This is a genomic window from Pseudanabaena sp. CCNP1317 (genome assembly GCF_034931345.1).
GTDB lineage: Bacteria > Cyanobacteriota > Cyanobacteriia > Pseudanabaenales > Pseudanabaenaceae > Pseudanabaena > Pseudanabaena galeata.
The window spans coordinates 1-21,117 of the sequence record NZ_JAYGIF010000003.1; the positions used below are offsets into that span (position 1 = coordinate 1).

The window sequence follows — 21,117 nt, forward strand, 5'->3', positions numbered from 1 at the left end:
AAAGCTAAAAGCTAAAAGCTAAAAGCTAAAAGCTAAAAGCTAAAAGCTAAAAGCTAAAAGCTAAAAGCTAAAAGCTAAAAGCTAAAAGCTAAAAGCTAAAAGCTAAAAGCTAAAAGCTAAAAGCTAAGCAGCATCAACCTTAAAGGTTTCCACAGAAGCTTGTAGCTTACTAGCAACGTCTGCCGTTTCTTGGAGAGCGATCGCCACTTCGCGGGAAGTTTCCGATGATTTTTGGGATTTGGTCGAGAGATTTTCCATAACCTGTTTCACTGATTGTGAAGTTTGTACCTGTGAAGTTGTTGCTGTCGAAATACCTTGGAAGAGTTCATTTACCTTCCTCGCTACATCTACAATCTGGCTCAAACTCTTTCGTGCATCTTCGACTTTGTTAGTACCTTCAACCACCTGTAATGTACTAGCTTCCATCGATTCTACTACTTCACCAGTTTCTTGTTGGATGCTTTCGACAATCCGAGCGATTTCTTTGGTTGCTGTCGCGGACTGCGCAGCCAGTGCGCCGACTTCTTCCGCAACTACCGCAAAGCCTCGACCTTCTTCACCTGCACGCGCCGCCTCAATACTGGCGTTTACCGCCAACATGTTTGTTTTGAGCGCAATTTGGTCAATCAGTACAACCACCTTAGAAATCTGTTGCGATGCTTCACCGAGTCGTTTTACCTTTTTAGTAGTCTCAGCTACGGTTTGGCGCAATTGCAGAATACTGGCTGCCGATTGCTCGATCGCGATACTACCAGTTTCAGCAGTTGACGCTGCTAAGTTAGAAGCATCTGCTGCTTGTCTAGCGTTACTAGCCACTTCTTGAATTGATTCCGTCATTTGTTCTACAGATTGCAGAGCATCATCAAGTTGTCCTGCTTGTAAAGTCGCATCTTGAGCTAGGGTACGAATCGAGGCATTGTTAGTATTTACTGAATTGTTTACCTGCAAAGTGGCAATTTTTACTTGCGATACAACGTCCCGCAAACTTTCCACGATCGCGTTAAAAAAGTCGGCAACGATACCAATTTCACCAGCCGAGATTTGAGCGCGAACGGTTAAATCTCCACTTGCTGCACCTTCAACGTCAGATAGTAGTGTGATTAACTCACGCTGAATTGATTCACTACGTAAACGTTCTTTTTCTGCCAATTCTTCAGATTGCTTCTTTTGCTCTTCTTGCAACGCAATAAAATCTTGCAACTGACCTGCCATCAAGTTGATGTTGTCGCCTAACTGGGCGAGTTCATCCTGACCCTGAACTGTGAGACGAGTTTCTAGATTACCTTTACCTAGTTCAACAACTGCGGCTGTTGCGTCGATAACAGGTTTGGTGGCGCGTTGGGCGATCGTGATCGCTAATACCGCCGCTAAGATCGCCACTACTCCTGTTGCCCCGACTAAGATCAACAACAATTGCTGCACGGGTTGTAGCGCAATATCACTATCAATTGCGACTACTGCATCCCATTGTAAATCTGGTAGTCCTTCTAATTGTGGCAAAGGTGCATATCCAACTAATTGTTGATTGTTTGAAAACAAGTCAATGGAATCTATTGAGCCAAGTTCACGATTTTTGATTAGCGATGACAAACTAGGAACATCTTCTTGCAAATTGCGACCAACTTGTTCCTGCTCCTTGGCAATAAAGAAAGATTTATCAGATTCAGATAGGTGATATTGGTTAGCACCATCACCAAAGTCTTTAATGATTTTCTCAATCTCAGAAGCCTGCATTCTTGACCGAATGACAGCAATAGTTTTCCCAGTCACTGAGTCCTTAACTGGAGCCGCAATTAAAACACTCACCTTCTTAGTGACAACAGATGGTTCGGGTTGGCTGATAAATGGCTTGTCCGTTTTGAGAACAGTTTGAAAATATGGGCGTTGGGAAATATTCGCAGGAGGAGGTTCTGGACTGACATCGACAATCAAGCTGCCATCCAATCGATAAACAGCAATACTGTCATACACCAAGTAGCTACTGATGTAAGTACTTAGAATTTTTTTCTGCTCGTCAGTTGACACAACGTCTCGTGCTTTGGCGTTAGTTAGAAACGACAGTTGAGCGAGTACTTGGATATCAGCATAGCGATCTCGCATAAAATAGGCAACCCGATAAGCAAGCCCATTCGCACTCTCAGCTTGTTTCTGTCTAGTTGATTCAGTAATGTTTTGACCGACATAAATATAGGCAAATCCACCAAGTGCTATCAAAGGGATCGCGATCGCAGCAACTGATATAACTGCGGTCTTAGTTTGTAAACCTAGAGCTTGCCACCATTGCCCGATTGACTTTTTCTTACTTACAGGAGCAACAGGAATAGAGGTAGACAAATCAATCGACTCTACTGTGGCATAGTTGCCATTGCTAGAAGGACTTGCACCATTGCCATTGATGGATTCAATACTATCAGTGCGAGATCGTGAATCAAGAACCATGATTTAAAACTCCATTTTTCAAGAAAAAAGTTAAAAGAGAAACCTATGCGGTAAATTTGAATCTGGCGATCGCCTCTGTATCTAAAACATACAGATTTTTACTCACCCCTTCAGCATTGGGGAGCCAACCACGCAAAAATGGCACAGACTCAATGGGGATTTTTGTCTGTGGAAATTCTAAGGGCGATACAATCTCTGTCTCGCTAAACCGCAACACTCGCCCAATCCGATACACCCCTAAGCCCAGAAATGCGCCGCCGATTTGCAAGACTGCGATATGCGTCTCGATCGCAGTCGAATCAAGCGGTGCGAACCCCAAAAACTGCGGTAAGTCTAACACCCAAAAAACGTTACTGCGATGCTCAATTAACCCCATCAAACAAGGATGCACATTAGGCATTTGCGTAAAGCGATCTGTAGCTAGTACGAGAGTTTCACGGACATAATTGAGTTGTACCCCTGCCGACACATTACGCTCTAACTCCAAACTAAGGTGTGGCAATCCTGCAACTACCTGTGACTGTTCTTCGCGTAATTCGATCATCAAGTCCACCATGTCATCCTCTTAGATCCAGCGATCGCAATGCCTGCAAGATATCGTCTTTAGTAAATGGCTTGGTGAGATAAATATCCACACCTTGCTTCAGCGCCCACATGCGATCAAGATCTTGATCTTTGGAAGTACAAGCAATCACAGGCACTTTTGTTGTCGCCACCCTTTTGATCGCCCGACACATCTCCAAACCACTCATTCCGGGCATTACCAAATCGGTAATAACAATATTCGGCTGAAGAGACTCAAACTTTTCTAAGCCTTCTTTGCCATTACAAGCGCTTACGACAGAATATCCCCCCTGACGCAAATACTCACAAATTAATTCACGTTCCGAAGGCGTATCTTCTACTACCAATACCTTAGTCAACTTCTTATCTCCTTACTTATATTAAAACTGATTGATTGTAACAATCAGAGCTTAGTGACCTAGGCTACAGAACGGATAGCTCTTAAGATATCCTCACGGGAGAAGGGCTTAGTAACATAGACATCAATTCCTTGTTTCATACCCCATAACTTGTCAAGCTCTTGATTTTTAGAAGTACATGCCACAATCGGCACATCTTTTGTCTCAGGATTCTTTTTTAGGCTTCGACATAGCTCTAAGCCGCTCATTCCAGGCATCACTAAATCAGTAATTACTACATCAGGCTTTCTCCCTTCGATTTTTTTGAGGGCTTCTTGCCCGTTAGTGGCACTAATTACGTTGTAACCACTTTCCACTAAATAACTAATAATCAAATCCTGCTCAGAAGCAGTATCCTCTACTACAAGTACTGTCGTCATAATGCATTCTCTCTAAATCTTGATTCTTTATTGATTAAAAGGCTTTTACAGATAAGATTTTACTTTTTGCATTAATCCTATTTTTGACCCCAATAGTAATTCTTAATAAAGCATAAACATACCATATAAAAGCAATGCGTTGTTAAATTTGTGGCATTTAACTCCTCCAAAACTATCAATTAATGAAAACTTAAATATTGCCATAAATACACACACAAACACTCACATCAAATGACGCATGATCATTTTCAGTAAATCAGATTGAACAAAGGGTTTGGTCAAATAATCTGTTGCGCCTGCGATCCTTGCGCGTGCGCGATCTATCAATCCTTTATTGCCTGTCACCATTACAATCGGAATATCTTTTAAAACCGAAGACTTACGAATTAGACTACAAAGTTGATAGCCATCAACATTAGGCATTCCGATATCTAGCAAGATCAGATTGGGACGGATTGAAGTGATTTTCATCAAGGCTTTCATGGAATCCTGAATCAACGTAACTTCAAAATCATCACGACCTAAGTATGTACTAATGATACTGAGCATTGATTCACTGTCATCGATACAGACGATCTTCCAAGTTTTTGATAATTGACGTGGAAAAATTTGTGAAATGTTAGGTATATCATCATCTGAGCTAATGTCATCCGCAAAAACCTCTGAAAGTTTTTCGATATTTTCTTGCTCTTCAGCAGGTGCTAGATAATAGGTAGGAGGCAACATATCAAAAGGAGACAAAGGAGCTCTTAGTAAAATAGAGCCGTCACTAACGAGCGGAGCAAGCTGCTTAGCGATCGCCAATGGATCTTTACCAAATAATGCACCCAACTGACAAAAGTTAAACCCACGTAAAGCTCGCCCAAGTCTTTCTACAGTCTCAGATGACATGCGTTTTTCCGCAATTTTTTGGCTGACTAAATAAGGGCGTTGGTAGGGGGAGCTAATCGTCGCTCCAAGTTTGTACCACTCTTGGAGCCTCTTTGTCACAACTTCTAAAGTCCGATCAATCGATAAGCCACAATAGGATTCTTTCAAAAAATGTTCGTAATAGAGACCCTCAAACTTTCCATCTGGCAAGCACAAAAAGGCTTCGACAACTTCTTGAATAATCCTTGCAACCAATTTTCCCGCCATAGGCTTAGACAGATTGTTTTCGTTAACTAGCCACAAAATTGCAAGATATTCAACACAGAGAATTTCACTTGTAACTTTGTACTTAGCATTATCTGGAGATGGATCGTCAAACATAAGCCGAAGCTGCGATCGCACTTTGTCATTAAGTGCTGGGACTTCTCTACTCAACATTCTCAGATGTCGTTCTAATCTCTCAAAACTATCTAATGAGTGGGAAGCATAGACCAATTTCCCACGATCAATATAAAAAGACCAACGAATGCGATCGCGAACAACATAAACGCATCCTGATCTACTTAACTCTAAACTCTTTAATAATTGCCTAGCAGATTCGTTCTGCTCTTTAGTTATTTCATCTAAATTAAGATCAGCACTCATCATAATTATTCCAAATTGCTTAAGCCTGAATTCTGAATCGGACTCCCCTGTTTTAAAATTAAGATACTATTGATTCGTATTTAGTAATACGTCAATTGTATTAACTTAAGTTTAGCTAAACTCTTAATGAATGCCGCCCAAAGCATAATACCCTAAAAATCAAACTAAAGAGCTTGTTATTTTGACCAATTTTCAATATGGTTTTTGGCTTATCTAAGCCGTCAAATCTTAAATAAAAGTCTTTGCTTTTCAAGAAACTTATTGCAGCTATTCAAAATAGCTACAATAAGTTAAGACAAAACTATCGTTAAGTTAAGACAAAACTATCGTAATGAGAATTTCTGTTACTGATGCTACTATTTTAAAGTGAATTTCACCTGTCAAGTAAGTGATTCCCAAACATTGTAAGTAAAGTCATTAAGCTAATCCAAACAGAAGCTTATACTTTAACAATCCTAAGTAGGTACTTATACTGAATAAATTACCCCAACCTGAAAGTTTGTTCCCCTATGGAGTGCAAACTTATGAGTTTGGGTTTGTAGTTAATTATGCTCATAATTATGTCCAAATATTGTATTTAAGGAAAGGCACATGCATAAAATATGCCCTTCCTTAAATACAATATACATAGATAATAACTTAGGATTACTATAGTAAAGAACTACTAAAAATAGTCTTTAAAACTGTGTCGCTTTTTTTATCAAAACTTCTGCCGCTGTTCTTCTATCCGCTTGGGTTATCGAGTGTATTAATTACGATCGCCTTAACAATTTTGCTATGGCAATCCAAACGATCTCGCAATACGACTAACTCTAGTAGATTAATCAGCCTCTTTCAAAAAAATCGTTTTGCCTCAGCCCTTATCGGCATCGCGCTCGTAATTTTATTGCTGAGCAGCAATGAAATTTTTTCTAAGTGGTTAGTGCGATCGCTGGAATGGCAATATTTGCCGAGTGCAGATATCCCCCAAGCTGAAGCGATCGTCATCTTAGGTGGTGGTACTCGTCCGCGCATAGCGCCGAGACCTTGGTATGAAGTCAATGAAGCAGGCGATCGCATTTTGTACGGCTCATGGCTGTATAAACAGGGAAAAGCTCCCTTAATCATCGTCACTGGTGGTCGCGCGGAATGGCTGGGCGACGGTGGCAATCCTGAGTCTGAAGATATGGCGGCGATCGCCGAATTTTTGGGTGTACCCTCTAGGGCGATTATCCAAGAGTCACAATCTTTTAATACTCGTGATAATGCGGTCAATACTAAGCAAATCCTCGCTCAAAGAGGGATCAATAAAATATTGCTAGTAACATCGGCTCTACATATGCCGCGATCGATGGAAATTTTTCGGAAGATTGGTATTGAAAGCATTGCCGTCCCAACTGACTTTTTATCAGTGCAAAATGAAAATAGTAAGGGTTTGGCGGCAGTGTTAGATTTGCTACCTGCCGTAGATGCGCTCAGAAATACGACTAATGCCATCAAAGAATATATTGGGCTACTGGTTTATCAATTAGCAGGATGGGCTTAAAAGAAGATGGGGCGCTTTGCGCCCCATCTTCTTTTAACTACAGTCAGAAGGTTTCCAAGTCATATTGAAAGAGGATTTGGAGACCAAATCCCTACATTTGTACAGGTAGGGGCTTGGTCTCCAAGCCCCTATTTCAGCTTCTACGCAATACGAGTTTTAAGCGCAGAGAAATTTTCAAAAAGCTTGCTAAGCAAGCTTTTTGAAAATTTCTCTGCGCTTATTTGAGTTTGAGGGAGGCGCATAGCGCTGTAGGGGGACTTGTGTACATGAGGTCTCTCTGATTAAATAGGCGCTAGTAATATCAACAAAGTTATAAATCTTTATGAGCAGGGGAAACGGCAATAATAACGGCAGCATGAACACAATTTGGCTCGTGCTGGGATTAGCTGCCCTCGGTACTGGCATGGGCGCAGCGATCGCTTCACGACTAGTTTCTTATCGTCCATCCTCTGCGGACATAGCTGCCAATGAAGCAGCTTTAAATCCTGCTACTCCAGTGAGCAATGACTCACAGGCTTTTTGTCAATACAATGCTTTGGACTCGGTGACGGCTTCACTTTATCAGGTCAGAGCGATCAATGCGATCGCCAATGATCCGTTACCTGCATTATCAAGCTTGAGTAGCACTATTAATGCTGACCTGATCGCCAGCTTTACCCCTGCCACGTTTCCACAAATCAGCGATCGCGCCCGCGCTGCTAAAATCCCGATCATCATGTACCACGACATCACCGCTACTAAGGATGTGAGTTGGGATGTCACCCCCGATGAATTAGAAAGACATTTTCAAGCGCTCCAAGAAGGTGGATATACACCAATTACGATGGATAGAATGGTTAACCATCTACGAACTGGCGCACAGTTGCCCGAAAAGCCCGTATTACTTACCTTTGATGACAACTACGTTGGACAGTACAAATATGCCTTCCCATTGCTGAAGAAATATAACTATCCTGCGGTCTGGTCGGTGCATACGCGCTTTGTCGGTACGGGGGGACAGAAGCCCAAAGCAACTTGGGATCAACTGCGGGAGATGCAGAAGAGTGGTCTTGTCACCGTGGCTTCCCATACACTCAACCACCTCAATTTAAAGGATCTTAGTGAGAAAGAAATTGAAAAAGAAGTAACAGAATCAAAAAAAGTTCTGGAAAAGGAATTAGGAGTTTCCATTGATTACTTTACTTATCCTGAAGGAGATTTCACAGACATCGCCAGAGATAAACTCAAAAAAGCTGGGTACAAAGCAGCCCTAGCAATGAGTCTCGATCCCCTTCAAGAGCGATCGGCTAATGAGTCAGAAGATTTGATGACAATTATGCGTTTTGGTCAGTCACGCTTTGATGAAGCAATTGAGCAAGCTTCTGGGGGATCTTCGGCAAGCCAAGTTGCATTTTTACCAACGGTAAGTGATGGCGTAATCAATTTTACTAGTCCCGTAGAGAAGCGGACAGTTACCATTGATGGTTTACCGCTTACCCTTGTCCATGGTGGTCGCGTTGTCACGAACCACGCGGATAGTCGCTATCAGGTTGCCGAGATTATGACCAAGACTCCTAATGCGATCGCGGCGGTAGATGGGACTTTCTTCTCCCTAGAACACCTTGACAGCAATAAGATGATTGGTCCTGTATTGAGCCAATTTTCTAGTAAGGCTGGAGTCTTTATCAATGGTAACAAGGGCGAAAATCCACTGCTCAATGGTCGTCCTCTAGTCCTGATCAGTCCTACGGCAGTTAAGTTTATCCCCTACAATGCGGCTAAACACAACTCGCTAGAAGCGGTAAGAGCCGAACTCCCAGATGTGACTGATGCTTTTGTGGGCGCTGGTTGGTTAGTTCGTGATGGTAAACCCCAGTCAGCAGAGTCCTTTGGCAAGCTTTATGGCTATGACGCTCATCGCGATCGCGCCTTTTGGGGCATTGATCGTTCTGGCAGACCTGTTGTGGGTGTAACCATGGAAATGATTGATTCGGTTGGCTTAGGCAAAATATTAGTCAAAGCTGGTTTGCGAGATGTGGTGATGCTTGACTCTGGTGCGAGTGCCGCACTTGCCTATCGAGGTAAATCAGTCATGGCTTACGAGCCACGTCCTGTTCCGCATATTGTCGCGCTTCTCCCCCCCGATCCTGCTCCTGTGGAAACTGCTGAAAAACCGAATTGTCCAGTCAGTTTAAATCCTTAGTAACCGTGGATCGATAGTGACAAACTCTCATAATCTCAATAACGGGTCAATAGTCAATACTGCTTTTGCTAGTGACTGGGAACTTGGTCCAAATTTAGTAGCTTCTTTCCCGATTGAGCAGCATCAACAGGCAATTGATCGACTCATAAAAGCCGATATCTCAGATTTATATCGCACCTACCTACTATGCAAATTGCCCCCCTGCGGTTCTGCCCTATTTGCTTTCAGCTTTGCCACGCTACCCCAAAATTGTTACTTAAGGGTTGCGTTTGCAATCTCCATCTGATGTTATTCCCCATTTGATACATACGATTGGAGTCGAAACGATCGCCATCTTAGGAGAATTAGGTGTTGCGGCGGCGATTGAACCAATTGCTACGCATATTAGATTTGGATGCGATCGCTGACAATAAAGATGCATCGGCAAAGATGCATCGGCGATTCCTGCGATTATGACAATCGTGATGGATTTCAATCATTCTCAATGGCGGGAAGGAATGGAAACAATCTTGTCTATTGGTGGTCATGAGGCTGCAAATGCGTTCATTAGATTAATTCAACGTGAGTTCGATATAGCCATTTGCGTCGTGCGAAGCCCGACGCAAATGGCGAAAAATGGTAAGAATCGCTTAGCGATTCTTACCATTTTTCGCTTTCGTCGAACTGACGTTAATTCAAGAATCGATTAATCAACGTATCCGTGATAATGCGATTAGCTATTTAGCATCAACGCGAACATCAATTGCTGGTTCTTTCCTTGCTGAATATATTCCAACACATCCTGAGTTTACTGATTGGGATTACATAATTGAAGAACTGGGATCTACAGGTAAAAGAGGACTAATTCCTTTGATAACTCCCTATTTAGAGAAATAATATACTCGTAATAAAGCTATTGTCGCCTTAGTAAGACTAGGTGATGATCATGTTTTTCAGCAAGCAATTGTTGAACTTAGTACGCCAAGGAAGCCAAGTAATTCGATATCTTATAGTGAAGAAGTGCTAATCCTTCAAGATAGACTGAATATGGCGAAGGCGATCGCTGATGATCTGGCTTTTCTAACTGCAAACTTCGCAACGATTAAGAAGGCGATCGCTCAAACCGATGATTTAGAGGTATTTAAAGTATTACAAACGGTAGTTGATAGCGTTGCTCGTTCGAGTATACCTGCTTGACTGTCTTCAATACCCACAGCGACTATTCAAATTAACAGCACTTTTCTTATTGAGCAGGGTTTGGAGGCGATCGCCTAATTCATCGGTCTGACATGCCGCATTTTGCTAAATTTTTAAGCTAATTTGCTAAATTTTTAAGCTAATCTGAAAACGATATACTTAAAATGCATTGTACTCAAAAATGTGGCTGACTACTTGACTATGAGTAAATTTGAAAGAATATCTATTAAAGGATTTCGCCGCTTGCAACAGGTCGATCTAGATATGCGAGATCTTGTAGTCATGATTGGTGCAAATGGCTCAGGCAAGACATCTTTTTTAGATGCTATGTCAATGTTAGCTGATTCAGCAAGTGGAAAGTTACATGAATCATTACAAAGCAAAGGCGGGTTGAATGAAATTTTAACTAGAGGGCGATCGCAAGAACTAGAAATATCACTTTCGATGAAAGCAAATGACAAAGACGCTTTGCAATATAGTTTAGAGATATCTCCTAAAGGTTTATCTTATGAGATTATTGAAGAAGTTTTAGAACAAAAGAGAGAGCAAGAACTAGAAATATTAAGCAACCTTGTGCCAATGACAGCAGACTTAATTTCTCCTAAATATATTGATTCGCATGGTTTAGACATCACATATTTCCAGAAAGCTAGTGGATTCTTAAAACCAAATTGGGAACATAATTATTTAGAGACTTCTCTTTCTCAAGTTCCTAAAATGTATCAAGAACCTGAGAACTTGCGAAAAAGTCTTGCTTCTTGTACTTATTATGGAGCGCTTGACGTGTCAGGAACAAGCCCAATCCGTCTACCTCAAACAATGCGCCCAGCAAAATTACCAGGGGTAAAAGGAGAGGATTTAGTTTCTTGTCTTTATGATTTGCGTGAAAGCGATCGCGATCGCTATGAAATGGTTGAGAGCATTATCTCTGCGGCTTTTCCAGATTTTGAACGTTTAAATTTTCCTCCAGTTGCGGCGGGAACTATTTCTATGACTTGGAAAGACAGAAATTTTTCACATCCTATATATGTACATGAGCTATCAGAGGGAACGCTGCGATTTCTTTGGTTAGTAGCCCTGTTGCAAAGCCAAAATTTGTCAACAATCACGCTCTTAGACGAACCTGAAGTTAGTTTACATCCAGAACTTTTAAGACATTTAGTTTACTTGATGCGCGAGGCTTCCAAGCATACTCAGTTAATCGTAGCAACTCACTCAGATCGACTTATTCGATTTCTTGAACCCCATGAAGTTCTAATTTGCGATCTTGAAGATGGCGAGACAAAAATGACATGGGCTGATACTCACGATTTAAATTTTGTATTGACAAATTCCTCTCAAAATGAGAGGATGCAAGTATCGAAATCAATCATCAGCAAGGACGTATACGCATATGACAAATAATATTGGCAGGAAAATTTTATGCGAATTTATTCTAAGAAAACCCTTGATGAGTTTGCGAAAGCTCATGCTGATGTAGTTACTGCCTTAAATAGCTGGCATCAAGTCGCAAAATCTGCATCATGGAAAAACATTCAAGATGTCAAAAAATCTTACTCATCTGCTGATGCGGCAGGAAGTTTCACTATTTTCAATATCAAAGGCAATAAATATCGCCTAATCGTCAGCATTGATTATGAAAGACAAGTTATCTATATCAAATATGTCCTAACTCACTCTGAGTATGACTCAGGTAGGTGGAAAAATGACCCTTACTATTAATCGAAAAGCCTATGGGGATTTACTAGCAGAGATTCAGCCTCAAGTAATTACAAATGATGTTGAGAATGAAATTGCTCTACGAAATATCGAAAGGCTACTAGCAATTCCCCAACCTACAGCCGAAGAAGAGAGTATTTTGCAATTGCTTCTTACTTTAGTTGAGAAATATGAAGATGAGCATTATCCAATGAATGATGCTTCACCATTGGATATTCTCTTGCATTTAATGGAGTCTAATAATTTAAAGCAAGCCGATTTAGTTAATGTGATAGGTTCAAGTGGTGTTGTTTCGGAGGTAGTCAACGGTAAAAGGCAAATCAGTAAAAATCAAGCACAGACACTTGGAAAATTTTTTAATGTTGATCTTAAATTGTTTTTATAGAAACGCGGGGCTAACTGCATCGAACACTTGCGATCGCTCCATTAACACAACTAAAAATCTCGTCCAGTTCAGCTATTAATACACTCGTAATGATTAGATGCGATCTTTTTCAAATTGTACTGAGCCATACGCGAAATCTCCATCAAGTTTTTTCAGCAACTTCCGTAAAGCTATCACTCTTGAGTCTACTTCGATGGATTTGGGATTGACGACTTTACTCAAAACTTCTCTAGCAAAGACTTTCCCTGTGATTTTATATTTTTCAGTTTGAAAATGCTTAATTGTCTGAGTTAGTTGCTCGACAGCAGATATCAAATCTCGACCCTTCAGTTCGATAAAATATATATCCGATTGTTGTTCATTGGCAAATTTAGATTCGCAAACGATCATGAGATAATCACACTTTCTTTGGCTTTGACTTGGAATCACGCAGCCATCGATCTTTATTTTACATACTTTCTTTTGACAAGGATTCTGAAGAATATATTTCCTCTTATTCTCTTCTGCAACAATTAACTTTCCTTCAGAACAATTTGTACAGTCTCGATAATTTTCTTGAAAATCTTGACAAGTAAATTTCATGCCTCAATCCTCAAGGTCAAACAGTTGATTAAAGGTATCAACGATAATGTTTGAGGCTCTATCGATTTCGGCTGATTGAATCAATCCCATTTTGCGATCGACAATGGTTCGGGCAGTACCATCTTCTAAAATATAAGCGTCTAGCCTATCAGGATTAATCCATAAATGAGGATCTACAATATCTGCAACTTCCTTTTTATCTTCTTCCACTCCTAATTTATGAGCATAAAGAAGATTATTAAATGATGAAAGGATATAGGGGCTATGAGTAGTTAAAAGAATTTGATTTTTACTATAATTAGCAAAAAGTGATATTAGGTCAATAATTTGCTTTTGGGCTACTGGGAAAAGATGCGCTTCAGGCTCCTCAATAATTAGAAAAGCTTTACTATCGTTAAGAATTAAAAGAAAAATAATTAGTAAAATCCAAACAACTTCTTGTTGACCCGAAGAAGCAAAATTTATTTCAGTACTCTTGCCATCAGCAAATTCAATTTTTTCAATTTCATTTTGATAGGTATATGATCCTTTTAAGATTGAATTAATAAGACCTTGAGCAAGCTCAATTGTTTTTATGGATGTATCATTGGAGCTATTTTTTTCTGAAATATAATCTTTAATTAAAGTATCTATACCGTTTTTACAGACAAGTTTAGCTTGATCAATAAGATCAATAAATTCTCGCATGAGATAATCTAGCTTAATTAAATTATCTGATTGTAATTTGTTGTCTGACAACAAATCATCTCCCATATCAATATTGTATCTTTGCTGAGATAGTGTTGTAATCAAGCTACGTCCAGCAGGTAAATATATAACTTCTCTCTCATCTCCAAAAAGGATGTTAAGCTGAATATTAATTTCTTCAAACAGAGCAGATTCCTTAGATTTAATAATACTAGATTCTTTTGAAGAAGAAAAATTAGATGTCTTTCCATATAGCTCACTTCTCAAGTCTTGTAATTTGTTGATTGTTTCCTCAAAACTTATTGTGAATACTGAATTAAATTCAATATGATTAATTCGACCATTTAGATCAGTTCCAATTAGTATCTCATTTTGGTCGCTATATATGTAAGTTAGCTTAGTATTGGGAGATTGCAGTAATGTAACACCATAGATTCTTGTAAATTTCTGATTTACTAATTTGCAAAATCTAGAAATAGCGTTGTCAAATTTATTTTGGTTATAACAATCAAGATAGTATCGATATAAATCATCTTTTAAAGACTTAAAAAAGAAGATTGCTTTGCTGACAGTACTTTTTCCACTAGCTTGAGAGCCAATGAATACAAGGATGTCATTCAGATCAAGCTTGATGTTTGTAATTGGACCAAATTGATGAATGGTTAGTTGTTGTGACATAAGAAAATAAGTATTACTTCTGTAATTTTTTAGGAAGAAGATAGAATATCAATTACTTTTGAAAGAGATCGCCTAGTTCATCGGTAAATTTAAAGAGTCTAAGATGGTTGATTTGCTGGATTCGCATTCCTTTGGGGGAAAGGATGATGGGTTTAGCACTGTACTCATGGCATTTTGAACTATGTTTACTTGTATTATTATTTCATTATATTTCTCATCAGAATCTTAGAAATGACAGTACATTTACCTCGAATCGGAGTTACTAATTGTATAAGAGCAAAAGCATTACTTGAAGAGTATCCTCACAATATTGTTGGCAGTTTTTGGATCATGTGTCGCTATGGGTTTAGCACCGAAGATATCCCCTATTGGTGGAGCGACCTTGTTTTAAAGGAAAATCCAGCAAAAGCAATTATAGATGCGTTTAAACAAGGTGCTTTTGATGGAGAACACAACAATCCCTTATATTTAGGATTTTGTATTATTGTTGTTGCAGATCCATCTAATCCTATACATTTATCTTATTTAATAGAGCATTTAAGGATGTGGGCATGGGAGGGCATTGCTTTATTGAAAATAATGGCAGAGTTTAATATACCAGCACATACGGAAGTAACTTATCCTGAAGGCTTTTTAAATGATCGTTATGGTTATAATAATGAAAGTGATACTTATAATCATCTGTGTGAGTCTCTAAGCCATTGGTCAGTTCAAACTTGGGAAGATTATTGTAGCTATCTAATGTCTGAACATGGACAACGTATGTTTTATAGCTACTGCAAGAAAATTAATCTTACCAAAGATTCAGTAAAAGCTACCGTTGAGAAAGGTTCTAAATATCTAGTTTTGACAGAAGGGGAAACAGATCCAATTTATATTAGGACAGCGTTAGATTTGTTGGGAAGACAAGAAATTCTAGAGCAAGTTGATATTGAGTGGGTAGGACTTTCTGTAGACAAAGGGAAAAGTATAAATACGGGCGATAGTGGTTTAAATAATACTAGAGATGTTCTTCTTTCTAACCCTAAATTTTTAACTAGAAAAGTGTTGCTTTTATATGACTGTGACACAAAAAAGCAAAGCACTGATTATGATAATCTCAAAATAAGATCTATCCCTAAACAGGAAAATAGAAAGATCAAAAAAGGGATTGAAAATTTATTCCCTGATCATTTATTTACTGAAGAGTTTTATACACCAAAAACTAAAATAGGTGATTATGGAGAGGTAAATCAAATTCAAGAATTTCAAAAAATGAGGTTCTGCACATGGATGTGTTCTCAGAAAAAGGATGCTAAAGATTTTGCGGACTTTAAGGTGATTGTCGATATTCTCAACAACTTCTTAAATGAATAATTAGAATAATTAATATGGAAAATGGTGGCAAGTATTTTGTCTTGCTATAATTTTGGCTAAGAATATGTAATCCACAACCTTACAAAGGTCACTACACATGGCTACAGTTCAGTTAAAATCAGAGATCAGTATCGAACTCGATCAACTACTCACTGGAGTAGCCCAGCTAGACACACCTGATTTAGAGAAAGTACTTATTCAAGTTCGACAAGTACTTGCCCGTCGTCAAAATCCTAGCCTTCCTGCACCAGAACTCGAACTACTGCAAAAAATCAATCAAGCTTTACCAGAAGAAATACAACAGAAATACAATGAGCTAAGTGCAAAAATGCGATCGCAAACTATTACTCCTGAAGAACATCAAGACTTACTCAAGCTGATTGATGTTGTTGAGCAAGCTGATGGCGATCGCCTCCAACATCTTATCCAGTTGTCGCAGTTACGGAATATTTCGTTAGCGGAATTGATGCAGCAACTACAGATTCATCCTCAACCAGTCCATGTCTAGGCGATACATCACAGCTACAGAAGAGAGTCAAATTATAGCAAGGGCTAATCGGCTTTGTGAATATTGTCAGTGTTCTATGGATTACTCCGCACAGCCATTTGTCATCGATCATATTGTGCCGATCGCTGAAGGTGGAACAACAACACTGGAAAACTTAGCTTTTTCCTGCGGTGGTTGTAATGGACATAAATACACAAAAATTCAAGCCTTAGATCCAGTTAGTCGCGAATTAGTATCTCTTTACAATCCCAGAACTCAAAAGTGGCTAGATAACTTTGTATGGAGTGATGATTTCTTGCAAATAGTTGGTTTGACAGCTATAGGTAGAGCTACTATCAACGCCTTACAAATGAATCGTTCTGGAGTTGTCAATATGAGAAAATTGCTACTTATGGCAGGACTACATCCTCCTAAATACTAATTATCTTCAGAATTTACAAGAGATTGAAGAATGCCGAATCGATTTCGTAGCCTAGGCTTTGAGTCATTTGTTGTAATTTTGCTGTGCTATCAATACCGCGTGACTTGAGCCAGAGAGAAATTGTGAATACCTTCTGCATGACAAAAAGCTCTAGGGCTTCAGGATTGTATTGCAACACATAGCCATCACCTTCGCGCTTAAACTCATGGGGAACTAACATCGCGGCATAGCGACTGAGTTCTGCACGCCAATCGAGGAGATAGCTAAACCAAGGATAAGTGGCATCAAGACGCACAAACCAGAGACGTACTTCCGAGATTTCTGATAATTCGCGAGGGTCGCCATCTTCCTTATCCCATACAAGTTCGATTTGAAATTGGCGATCGCCTTCTGGTGTTTCATCCCAATTGGTTAATAACTTCTCGATCGCAATTTTGGCAGGAGTAATATCCAGCGACTCAATACAGGCTTGGTTGATGTAGATGACAGTAGACATATAGCTTTTAGATAGAATTAAGTTAGGGCGACGCATCGCGCCGCCCTAATGTTTATTTTTTCGGTAAGTTTTCGCGAGGGTCAAAGGATTGGATTTCTAGCAACTGCTCGTAAAGTTCGCGCTCACGCTTGCTAGGATTTTTGGGAACGACAATCTGGACTTCTACATATTGATCGCCAAAGGTTCTAGCATCTTTGGGGAAACCCTTGCCAGAGAGTCGCAACTGCTGTCCAGACTTCACCGCAGGGGGAATAGTTAGCTTTACTAATCCACTGAGGGTTGGCACTTCCACTTGAATACCTAGTACCGACTCGCTCGGTGAAATGGGCAATTGACAGCGAATATCGGAACCTTCGAGGGTGAAGAATGTATGGGGCTTCAGGGTGATTTTGAGATAGAGATCTCCGCCCGATGCACCTTGACCTTTGAGGCGGATTCTTTGACCTGAAAGTACACCTGCGGGCATATTCACCTCAAGCGATCGCCCATCTTCGAGACGAATGCGTTCACGACCACCAACATAGGCGCGTTCGAGCGGTAATTCTAAAAGAGCTTCTGAATCACGGCGTGGTGTGGGGCGTGGTGGCGCTTGGGTGCTGGTGCGATAGGATGATGCGCCGCCTGTATCTTGGGCGCGTTCATTAGTGCGGAATTTGCCTAGGAGTTGATCGACAAACTCTTGGAAGTCGTTATATTGGCTAAAGTCCACATCACCTGTGTAGCCACCACGTTCAAAGTCTGGTGTATATTGCTCACGCGATGATGGTGGTCGTCCACCTGCACCTTGAAATCCGCCTTGTTTCCAATATTGCCCAAAGCGATCGTATTGCTGACGTTTGGTGGTGTCAGATAAGACTTCATAGGCTTCACCGATATCTTTAAATCGTTCCTCGGCAGCCTTGTCGTTGGGATTCAGGTCGGGATGATATTTCCGCGCTAACCTGCGATAGGAGCGCTTAATTTCGTCAGCCGTGGCTGTCTTCGGAACACCGAGGATTTCATAATAGTTGCGAAAGTTTTGCATATTTCCCGAACTGCAAACAAGGAGATAACTTAGCTTACCTTATCGTAGCTTTTGAAACGCTTGCGCGTTTGTCAAAAAGTATGAGTAGAGACGTTACGAAGCAACGTCTTGTGTTAGATCCAGCTAGGTAACCACATTAGCACGGGCAAATAACCCGATGAGATCGGTAAACCGATATAAATAGGCAACCAAAATATAAAAGCGATCGCAATAATTCCCACAATCCCCGAACCGAGCGCTCTCGTTTCCTGTAATGGCGATCGCCACATCACCGAAACTAAAAGGGCAAGGGCGGCAAAGGCAAAAACTGAGGCGGGCATATAGTGATAAAGAAATATGCAACGTTTGCTCAAGCTCCAAGGCAACCAATGACCAGCGAAACTAATCGTCACATAGGACGCAAACCACAATAGTTGAGATCGCTCTTTAGGATGAATTTCAGTTAATATTTGGGGCGAAAATTTTAGTTTTGAGGCAATTAAAAAAGCTAACCAGATTAATATGGCGATCACGCTGAGCCAATATAACAATGGGTTACCCATCGCATGAACAAATTGCACCATGCTATTGGGACGCATCTCAAAAAAATAGGCTACTGGACGAATTAATAAAATCCAACTCCACCAAGGCGAACAATAGGGATGAATAGGTGCAGTTGTTTCAGCCCCCAAGTTTTGATGAAAGCCAAGAATCTGGCGATGTAGTTCCCAAATATCAAATTCATGATTCATCATCAAATGCGGAATCCACTGCACAAAATAAAATGCGATCGGTAAAATGATTAAACCAATTAAGATTTGCAATGCATTTAAAGTTTGGCGATAACGTGACCATGCATAACCCATGAGAACGCCAAGTCCGACAATATAAGCCAAGCCTGTCCACTTCACACTAATTGAAGCGCCTAACATTAAGCCTGTAGCCATTACCCAAAACCAACGTTGTCGCGATCGCTTGAGGGCTAGCACTATACATAGCTGACTGAGCATCCCAAACAGCAGAATATAGGTATTGATCAAGCCAAACCGTGACTCCACCAATAACAAACCATCCATAGCCACAAACCAACCTGCTAGCCAAGCCCAACCACGGCGATCGCTCAACTGCCAAATCAACTCATAGGTAACTAAGGGCAGCAGTGAGCCTGCTAATGCCGTCATACAGCGATAGCCAAAGGGCGCATAGCCAAAAATCTGAATCCCTAGTGCCATGATGTACTTGGCTAGGGGCGGGTGAGCATCAAAAAATGGCACACCACGTAGATAATTTTGAGCAAACTTAGGGTAATAAAGCTCATCAAAAACGATATCCCCCAGACCATCCAAATTCCAAAATCGGCTAGCAAAGGCAACTAAAGCGATCGCCATGACTCCATAGATAGGATGCTCTGATAACCAGATCAGGCGATCGGATAAACGAGCAAAGGGAGTCATAGTTATTTGCTTACTCCAATGGCTCATTTACTGTTCTCATCTAAAAATACTGAATATAGACAGCGCCTAGCGCTGTGTTAAAACCCAGAGAAATATTTAAAAAGCTTGCTTTACAAGCTTTTTAAATATTTCTCTATACTGTAATTGAAAAATAGCTTTGCCATGCAAAGCTATTTTTCAATTATCTACCTGCTTTAATTTGAGCAACCAATGCTTCCAAATCCTTGACCTCTGGTACACCAGAGAAAAATACTCCGTTTACTACAAAGGAAGGTGTGCCGCGTACTCCTAAAGATTTACCAAGTTCAAAATCTTTCTTAACTGCTTCCTTGGCTTCTTTGCTTTGGCGATCGCGATTAAAGCGATCGATATCAAGCTTCAAGTTATTAGCTATTTCCAGATAAAACTCTTCACCAAGTTTGTTCTGCTGCTCAAACAAGGCATCATGGTATTCCCAAAACTTACCTTGTTGGAAAGCCGCCCATGAGGCAAATGCTGCGGGCTCCGCCTGAGCATGGATCTCGGCTAATGGGAAATGCTTGTATACCAAAGTTACATCGTTCTGATTTTTCGACATAAATTCTTTGACTACAGCATGACCTCTGGCACAAAAAGGACATTCAAAGTCGGAGAATTCCGCCATAATAATTTTCTGGCTTGCCGAACCTGTCACTGGAGAATTACGGAGTAACAAACGAGGCTCTTGGCGAATTTGCGATAAAACCTTATCGCGCAACTGCTCTTCTTGCTGAGCCTGAGCTTTTTGATAAGCCTGCACGGAGTCTAAAATCACCTGTGGATTTTTACGAATAACCTCTAAAACTTTAGATTCAAATTGAGTGTCAGACAGTTGAGCGCTAGCGGATTGTCCTGTAGAAGCACAACTAGTAATCATCAGTAAGAGTGCGACTAAGGCTGACAATAGATAGGGTTGGAGGCGCATTGCTAAAACATCCCAAATAGAAAGCGGAATTCTTATCGTTTTAAGTCTACACGATCGCTAATTAAAAACAGAAGTACAGCCTTTGCATTTCTATTGTTTCTATACCTTCTAGCACCTTATAGCTGTCGCCATTCTTGTTAGGACATAAAACCCAAATAGTGTGAGGCGGCGCTTCGTGCCGCCTCACACTATTTGGGTTTTGATTTGTCCTGATACAGGTGGCTATAGCTATAATGGGTGACGACAAAATATGTTAAGTTATACTAAGTTAGTTTAAGATTGCAACCGAGGAAATTATTTTGAGACGTAATTAAGAAAATCTTATTAATACAAATAGACATAAAAAATGACCGCTATTACTGATACTTTCAACAACAGCCAGACTCTTATTATTGCAGGTAACTATTCTGAATATTTAAACTGGCGTAAAAACAATCCATCGATCAAATCTTGCAAATATGTAGAACGGATTGAAGATGTGCAGGGGGTAAATGGTTTTTTGGCAAACATTGTTCTCTATGGAGATTATGAGCATAATCCTGTGTATCACACTTTAAAAATGCAAGAAATACTAGCAGAAAAAGCTTCTCCATTTCGTGCATACGTACATTAAAACTTAAGGGAGCGCCTTGCGTTCCCTTAAGTTTTAATGTACGTATGCAAGGGTTGGATAAAATAAATCAAAGCCCAAAATACAAGTAGCGGC

22 protein-coding genes are annotated in these 21,117 nt (G+C 40.2%); 11 read left to right on the forward strand and 11 right to left on the reverse strand.

The window, feature by feature from the left end:
* Window positions 1–123: 123 nt before the first annotated feature.
* From VB775_RS01635 to VB775_RS01655, 5 genes are all read right to left on the reverse strand, one after another.
* Window positions 124–2,439, reverse strand: coding sequence for a methyl-accepting chemotaxis protein (locus VB775_RS01635; protein ID WP_281005654.1), 2,316 nt, complete (start codon window positions 2,437–2,439; stop codon window positions 124–126).
* A 43-nt stretch (window positions 2,440–2,482) separates the two neighbouring features.
* Window positions 2,483–2,995: a chemotaxis protein CheW gene (locus VB775_RS01640; RefSeq protein WP_281005655.1), complete on the reverse strand. Its 513-nt coding sequence runs from the start codon at window positions 2,993–2,995 to the stop codon at window positions 2,483–2,485.
* Window position 2,996: 1 nt separating this feature from the next.
* Window positions 2,997–3,362: a response regulator transcription factor gene (locus VB775_RS01645; protein ID WP_281005656.1), complete on the reverse strand. Its 366-nt coding sequence runs from the start codon at window positions 3,360–3,362 to the stop codon at window positions 2,997–2,999.
* Window positions 3,363–3,421: 59 nt separating this feature from the next.
* Entirely contained in the window at window positions 3,422–3,781 is a 360-nt protein-coding gene (locus VB775_RS01650) for a response regulator (RefSeq protein WP_281005657.1), read from the reverse strand.
* Between the two features lie 222 nt (window positions 3,782–4,003).
* The gene (locus VB775_RS01655) at window positions 4,004–5,299 is read right to left on the reverse strand and encodes a response regulator (protein ID WP_281005658.1); all 1,296 of its coding nucleotides are present in this window, start codon (window positions 5,297–5,299) and stop codon (window positions 4,004–4,006) included.
* Between the two features lie 682 nt (window positions 5,300–5,981).
* Here VB775_RS01655 and VB775_RS01660 point away from each other — a divergent pair.
* From VB775_RS01660 to VB775_RS01690, 7 genes are all read left to right on the forward strand, one after another.
* The gene (locus tag VB775_RS01660; RefSeq protein ID WP_281005659.1) at window positions 5,982–6,821 is read left to right on the forward strand and encodes a YdcF family protein; all 840 of its coding nucleotides are present in this window, start codon (window positions 5,982–5,984) and stop codon (window positions 6,819–6,821) included.
* Between the two features lie 355 nt (window positions 6,822–7,176).
* Window positions 7,177–9,003 carry a polysaccharide deacetylase family protein gene (locus VB775_RS01665; RefSeq protein WP_281005660.1) on the forward strand — a complete coding sequence of 609 codons (1,827 nt, stop codon included), beginning with the start codon at window positions 7,177–7,179 and terminating at the stop codon, window positions 9,001–9,003.
* Between the two features lie 269 nt (window positions 9,004–9,272).
* Complete coding sequence (locus tag VB775_RS01670) at window positions 9,273–9,410, forward strand: hypothetical protein (protein WP_281005661.1); 138 nt, start codon at window positions 9,273–9,275, stop codon at window positions 9,408–9,410.
* A gap of 592 nt (window positions 9,411–10,002) precedes the next feature.
* The gene (locus VB775_RS01675) at window positions 10,003–10,179 is read left to right on the forward strand and encodes a hypothetical protein (protein WP_281005662.1); all 177 of its coding nucleotides are present in this window, start codon (window positions 10,003–10,005) and stop codon (window positions 10,177–10,179) included.
* 201 nt (window positions 10,180–10,380) lie between these two features.
* Window positions 10,381–11,583: an AAA family ATPase gene (locus tag VB775_RS01680; protein WP_281005663.1), complete on the forward strand. Its 1,203-nt coding sequence runs from the start codon at window positions 10,381–10,383 to the stop codon at window positions 11,581–11,583.
* A gap of 18 nt (window positions 11,584–11,601) precedes the next feature.
* Window positions 11,602–11,901: a type II toxin-antitoxin system HigB family toxin gene (locus VB775_RS01685; protein ID WP_281005664.1), complete on the forward strand. Its 300-nt coding sequence runs from the start codon at window positions 11,602–11,604 to the stop codon at window positions 11,899–11,901.
* The gene (locus tag VB775_RS01690) at window positions 11,885–12,283 is read left to right on the forward strand and encodes a helix-turn-helix domain-containing protein (protein ID WP_281005665.1); all 399 of its coding nucleotides are present in this window, start codon (window positions 11,885–11,887) and stop codon (window positions 12,281–12,283) included. The genes VB775_RS01685 and VB775_RS01690 overlap by 17 nt, the downstream gene beginning before the upstream one ends.
* A gap of 93 nt (window positions 12,284–12,376) precedes the next feature.
* On the opposite strand, the gene VB775_RS01695 is transcribed toward VB775_RS01690, so the two are convergent.
* Both VB775_RS01695 and VB775_RS01700 read right to left on the reverse strand, forming a co-directional pair.
* Complete coding sequence (locus VB775_RS01695) at window positions 12,377–12,865, reverse strand: hypothetical protein (protein WP_281005666.1); 489 nt, start codon at window positions 12,863–12,865, stop codon at window positions 12,377–12,379.
* Between the two features lie 3 nt (window positions 12,866–12,868).
* Window positions 12,869–14,230: an AAA family ATPase gene (locus VB775_RS01700; protein WP_281005667.1), complete on the reverse strand. Its 1,362-nt coding sequence runs from the start codon at window positions 14,228–14,230 to the stop codon at window positions 12,869–12,871.
* A gap of 231 nt (window positions 14,231–14,461) precedes the next feature.
* Here VB775_RS01700 and VB775_RS01705 point away from each other — a divergent pair, with 231 nt between their 5' ends.
* The 3 genes from VB775_RS01705 (at window position 14,462) to VB775_RS01715 (ending at window position 16,515) form a co-directional block, all read left to right on the forward strand.
* A complete protein-coding gene (locus VB775_RS01705) occupies window positions 14,462–15,586 on the forward strand; it encodes a hypothetical protein (RefSeq protein ID WP_281005668.1) in 1,125 nt (374 codons plus the stop codon).
* A 97-nt stretch (window positions 15,587–15,683) separates the two neighbouring features.
* Window positions 15,684–16,094, forward strand: coding sequence for a hypothetical protein (locus VB775_RS01710; protein WP_281005669.1), 411 nt, complete (start codon window positions 15,684–15,686; stop codon window positions 16,092–16,094).
* A complete protein-coding gene (locus tag VB775_RS01715) occupies window positions 16,087–16,515 on the forward strand; it encodes an HNH endonuclease (protein ID WP_281005670.1) in 429 nt (142 codons plus the stop codon). The genes VB775_RS01710 and VB775_RS01715 overlap by 8 nt, the downstream gene beginning before the upstream one ends.
* Window positions 16,516–16,528: 13 nt before the next feature.
* Here VB775_RS01715 and VB775_RS01720 read toward each other — a convergent pair whose 3' ends face one another.
* The 4 genes from VB775_RS01720 to VB775_RS01735 all read right to left on the reverse strand — a co-directional run bounded on the left by VB775_RS01720 (window position 16,529) and on the right by VB775_RS01735 (window position 20,411).
* Window positions 16,529–17,011, reverse strand: coding sequence for a CRR6 family NdhI maturation factor (locus tag VB775_RS01720; RefSeq protein ID WP_281005671.1), 483 nt, complete (start codon window positions 17,009–17,011; stop codon window positions 16,529–16,531).
* A 52-nt stretch (window positions 17,012–17,063) separates the two neighbouring features.
* Window positions 17,064–18,035 carry a J domain-containing protein gene (locus VB775_RS01725; RefSeq protein WP_281005672.1) on the reverse strand — a complete coding sequence of 324 codons (972 nt, stop codon included), beginning with the start codon at window positions 18,033–18,035 and terminating at the stop codon, window positions 17,064–17,066.
* Window positions 18,036–18,148: 113 nt separating this feature from the next.
* Window positions 18,149–19,468: a phospholipid carrier-dependent glycosyltransferase gene (locus VB775_RS01730; RefSeq protein WP_281005673.1), complete on the reverse strand. Its 1,320-nt coding sequence runs from the start codon at window positions 19,466–19,468 to the stop codon at window positions 18,149–18,151.
* A 181-nt stretch (window positions 19,469–19,649) separates the two neighbouring features.
* The gene (locus tag VB775_RS01735) at window positions 19,650–20,411 is read right to left on the reverse strand and encodes a DsbA family protein (protein ID WP_281005674.1); all 762 of its coding nucleotides are present in this window, start codon (window positions 20,409–20,411) and stop codon (window positions 19,650–19,652) included.
* Between the two features lie 346 nt (window positions 20,412–20,757).
* Here VB775_RS01735 and VB775_RS01740 point away from each other — a divergent pair, with 346 nt between their 5' ends.
* Window positions 20,758–21,024, forward strand: a complete 267-nt coding sequence (locus tag VB775_RS01740) for a hypothetical protein (protein WP_281005675.1) — start codon at window positions 20,758–20,760, stop codon at window positions 21,022–21,024.
* Window positions 21,025–21,117 lie beyond the last annotated feature (93 nt).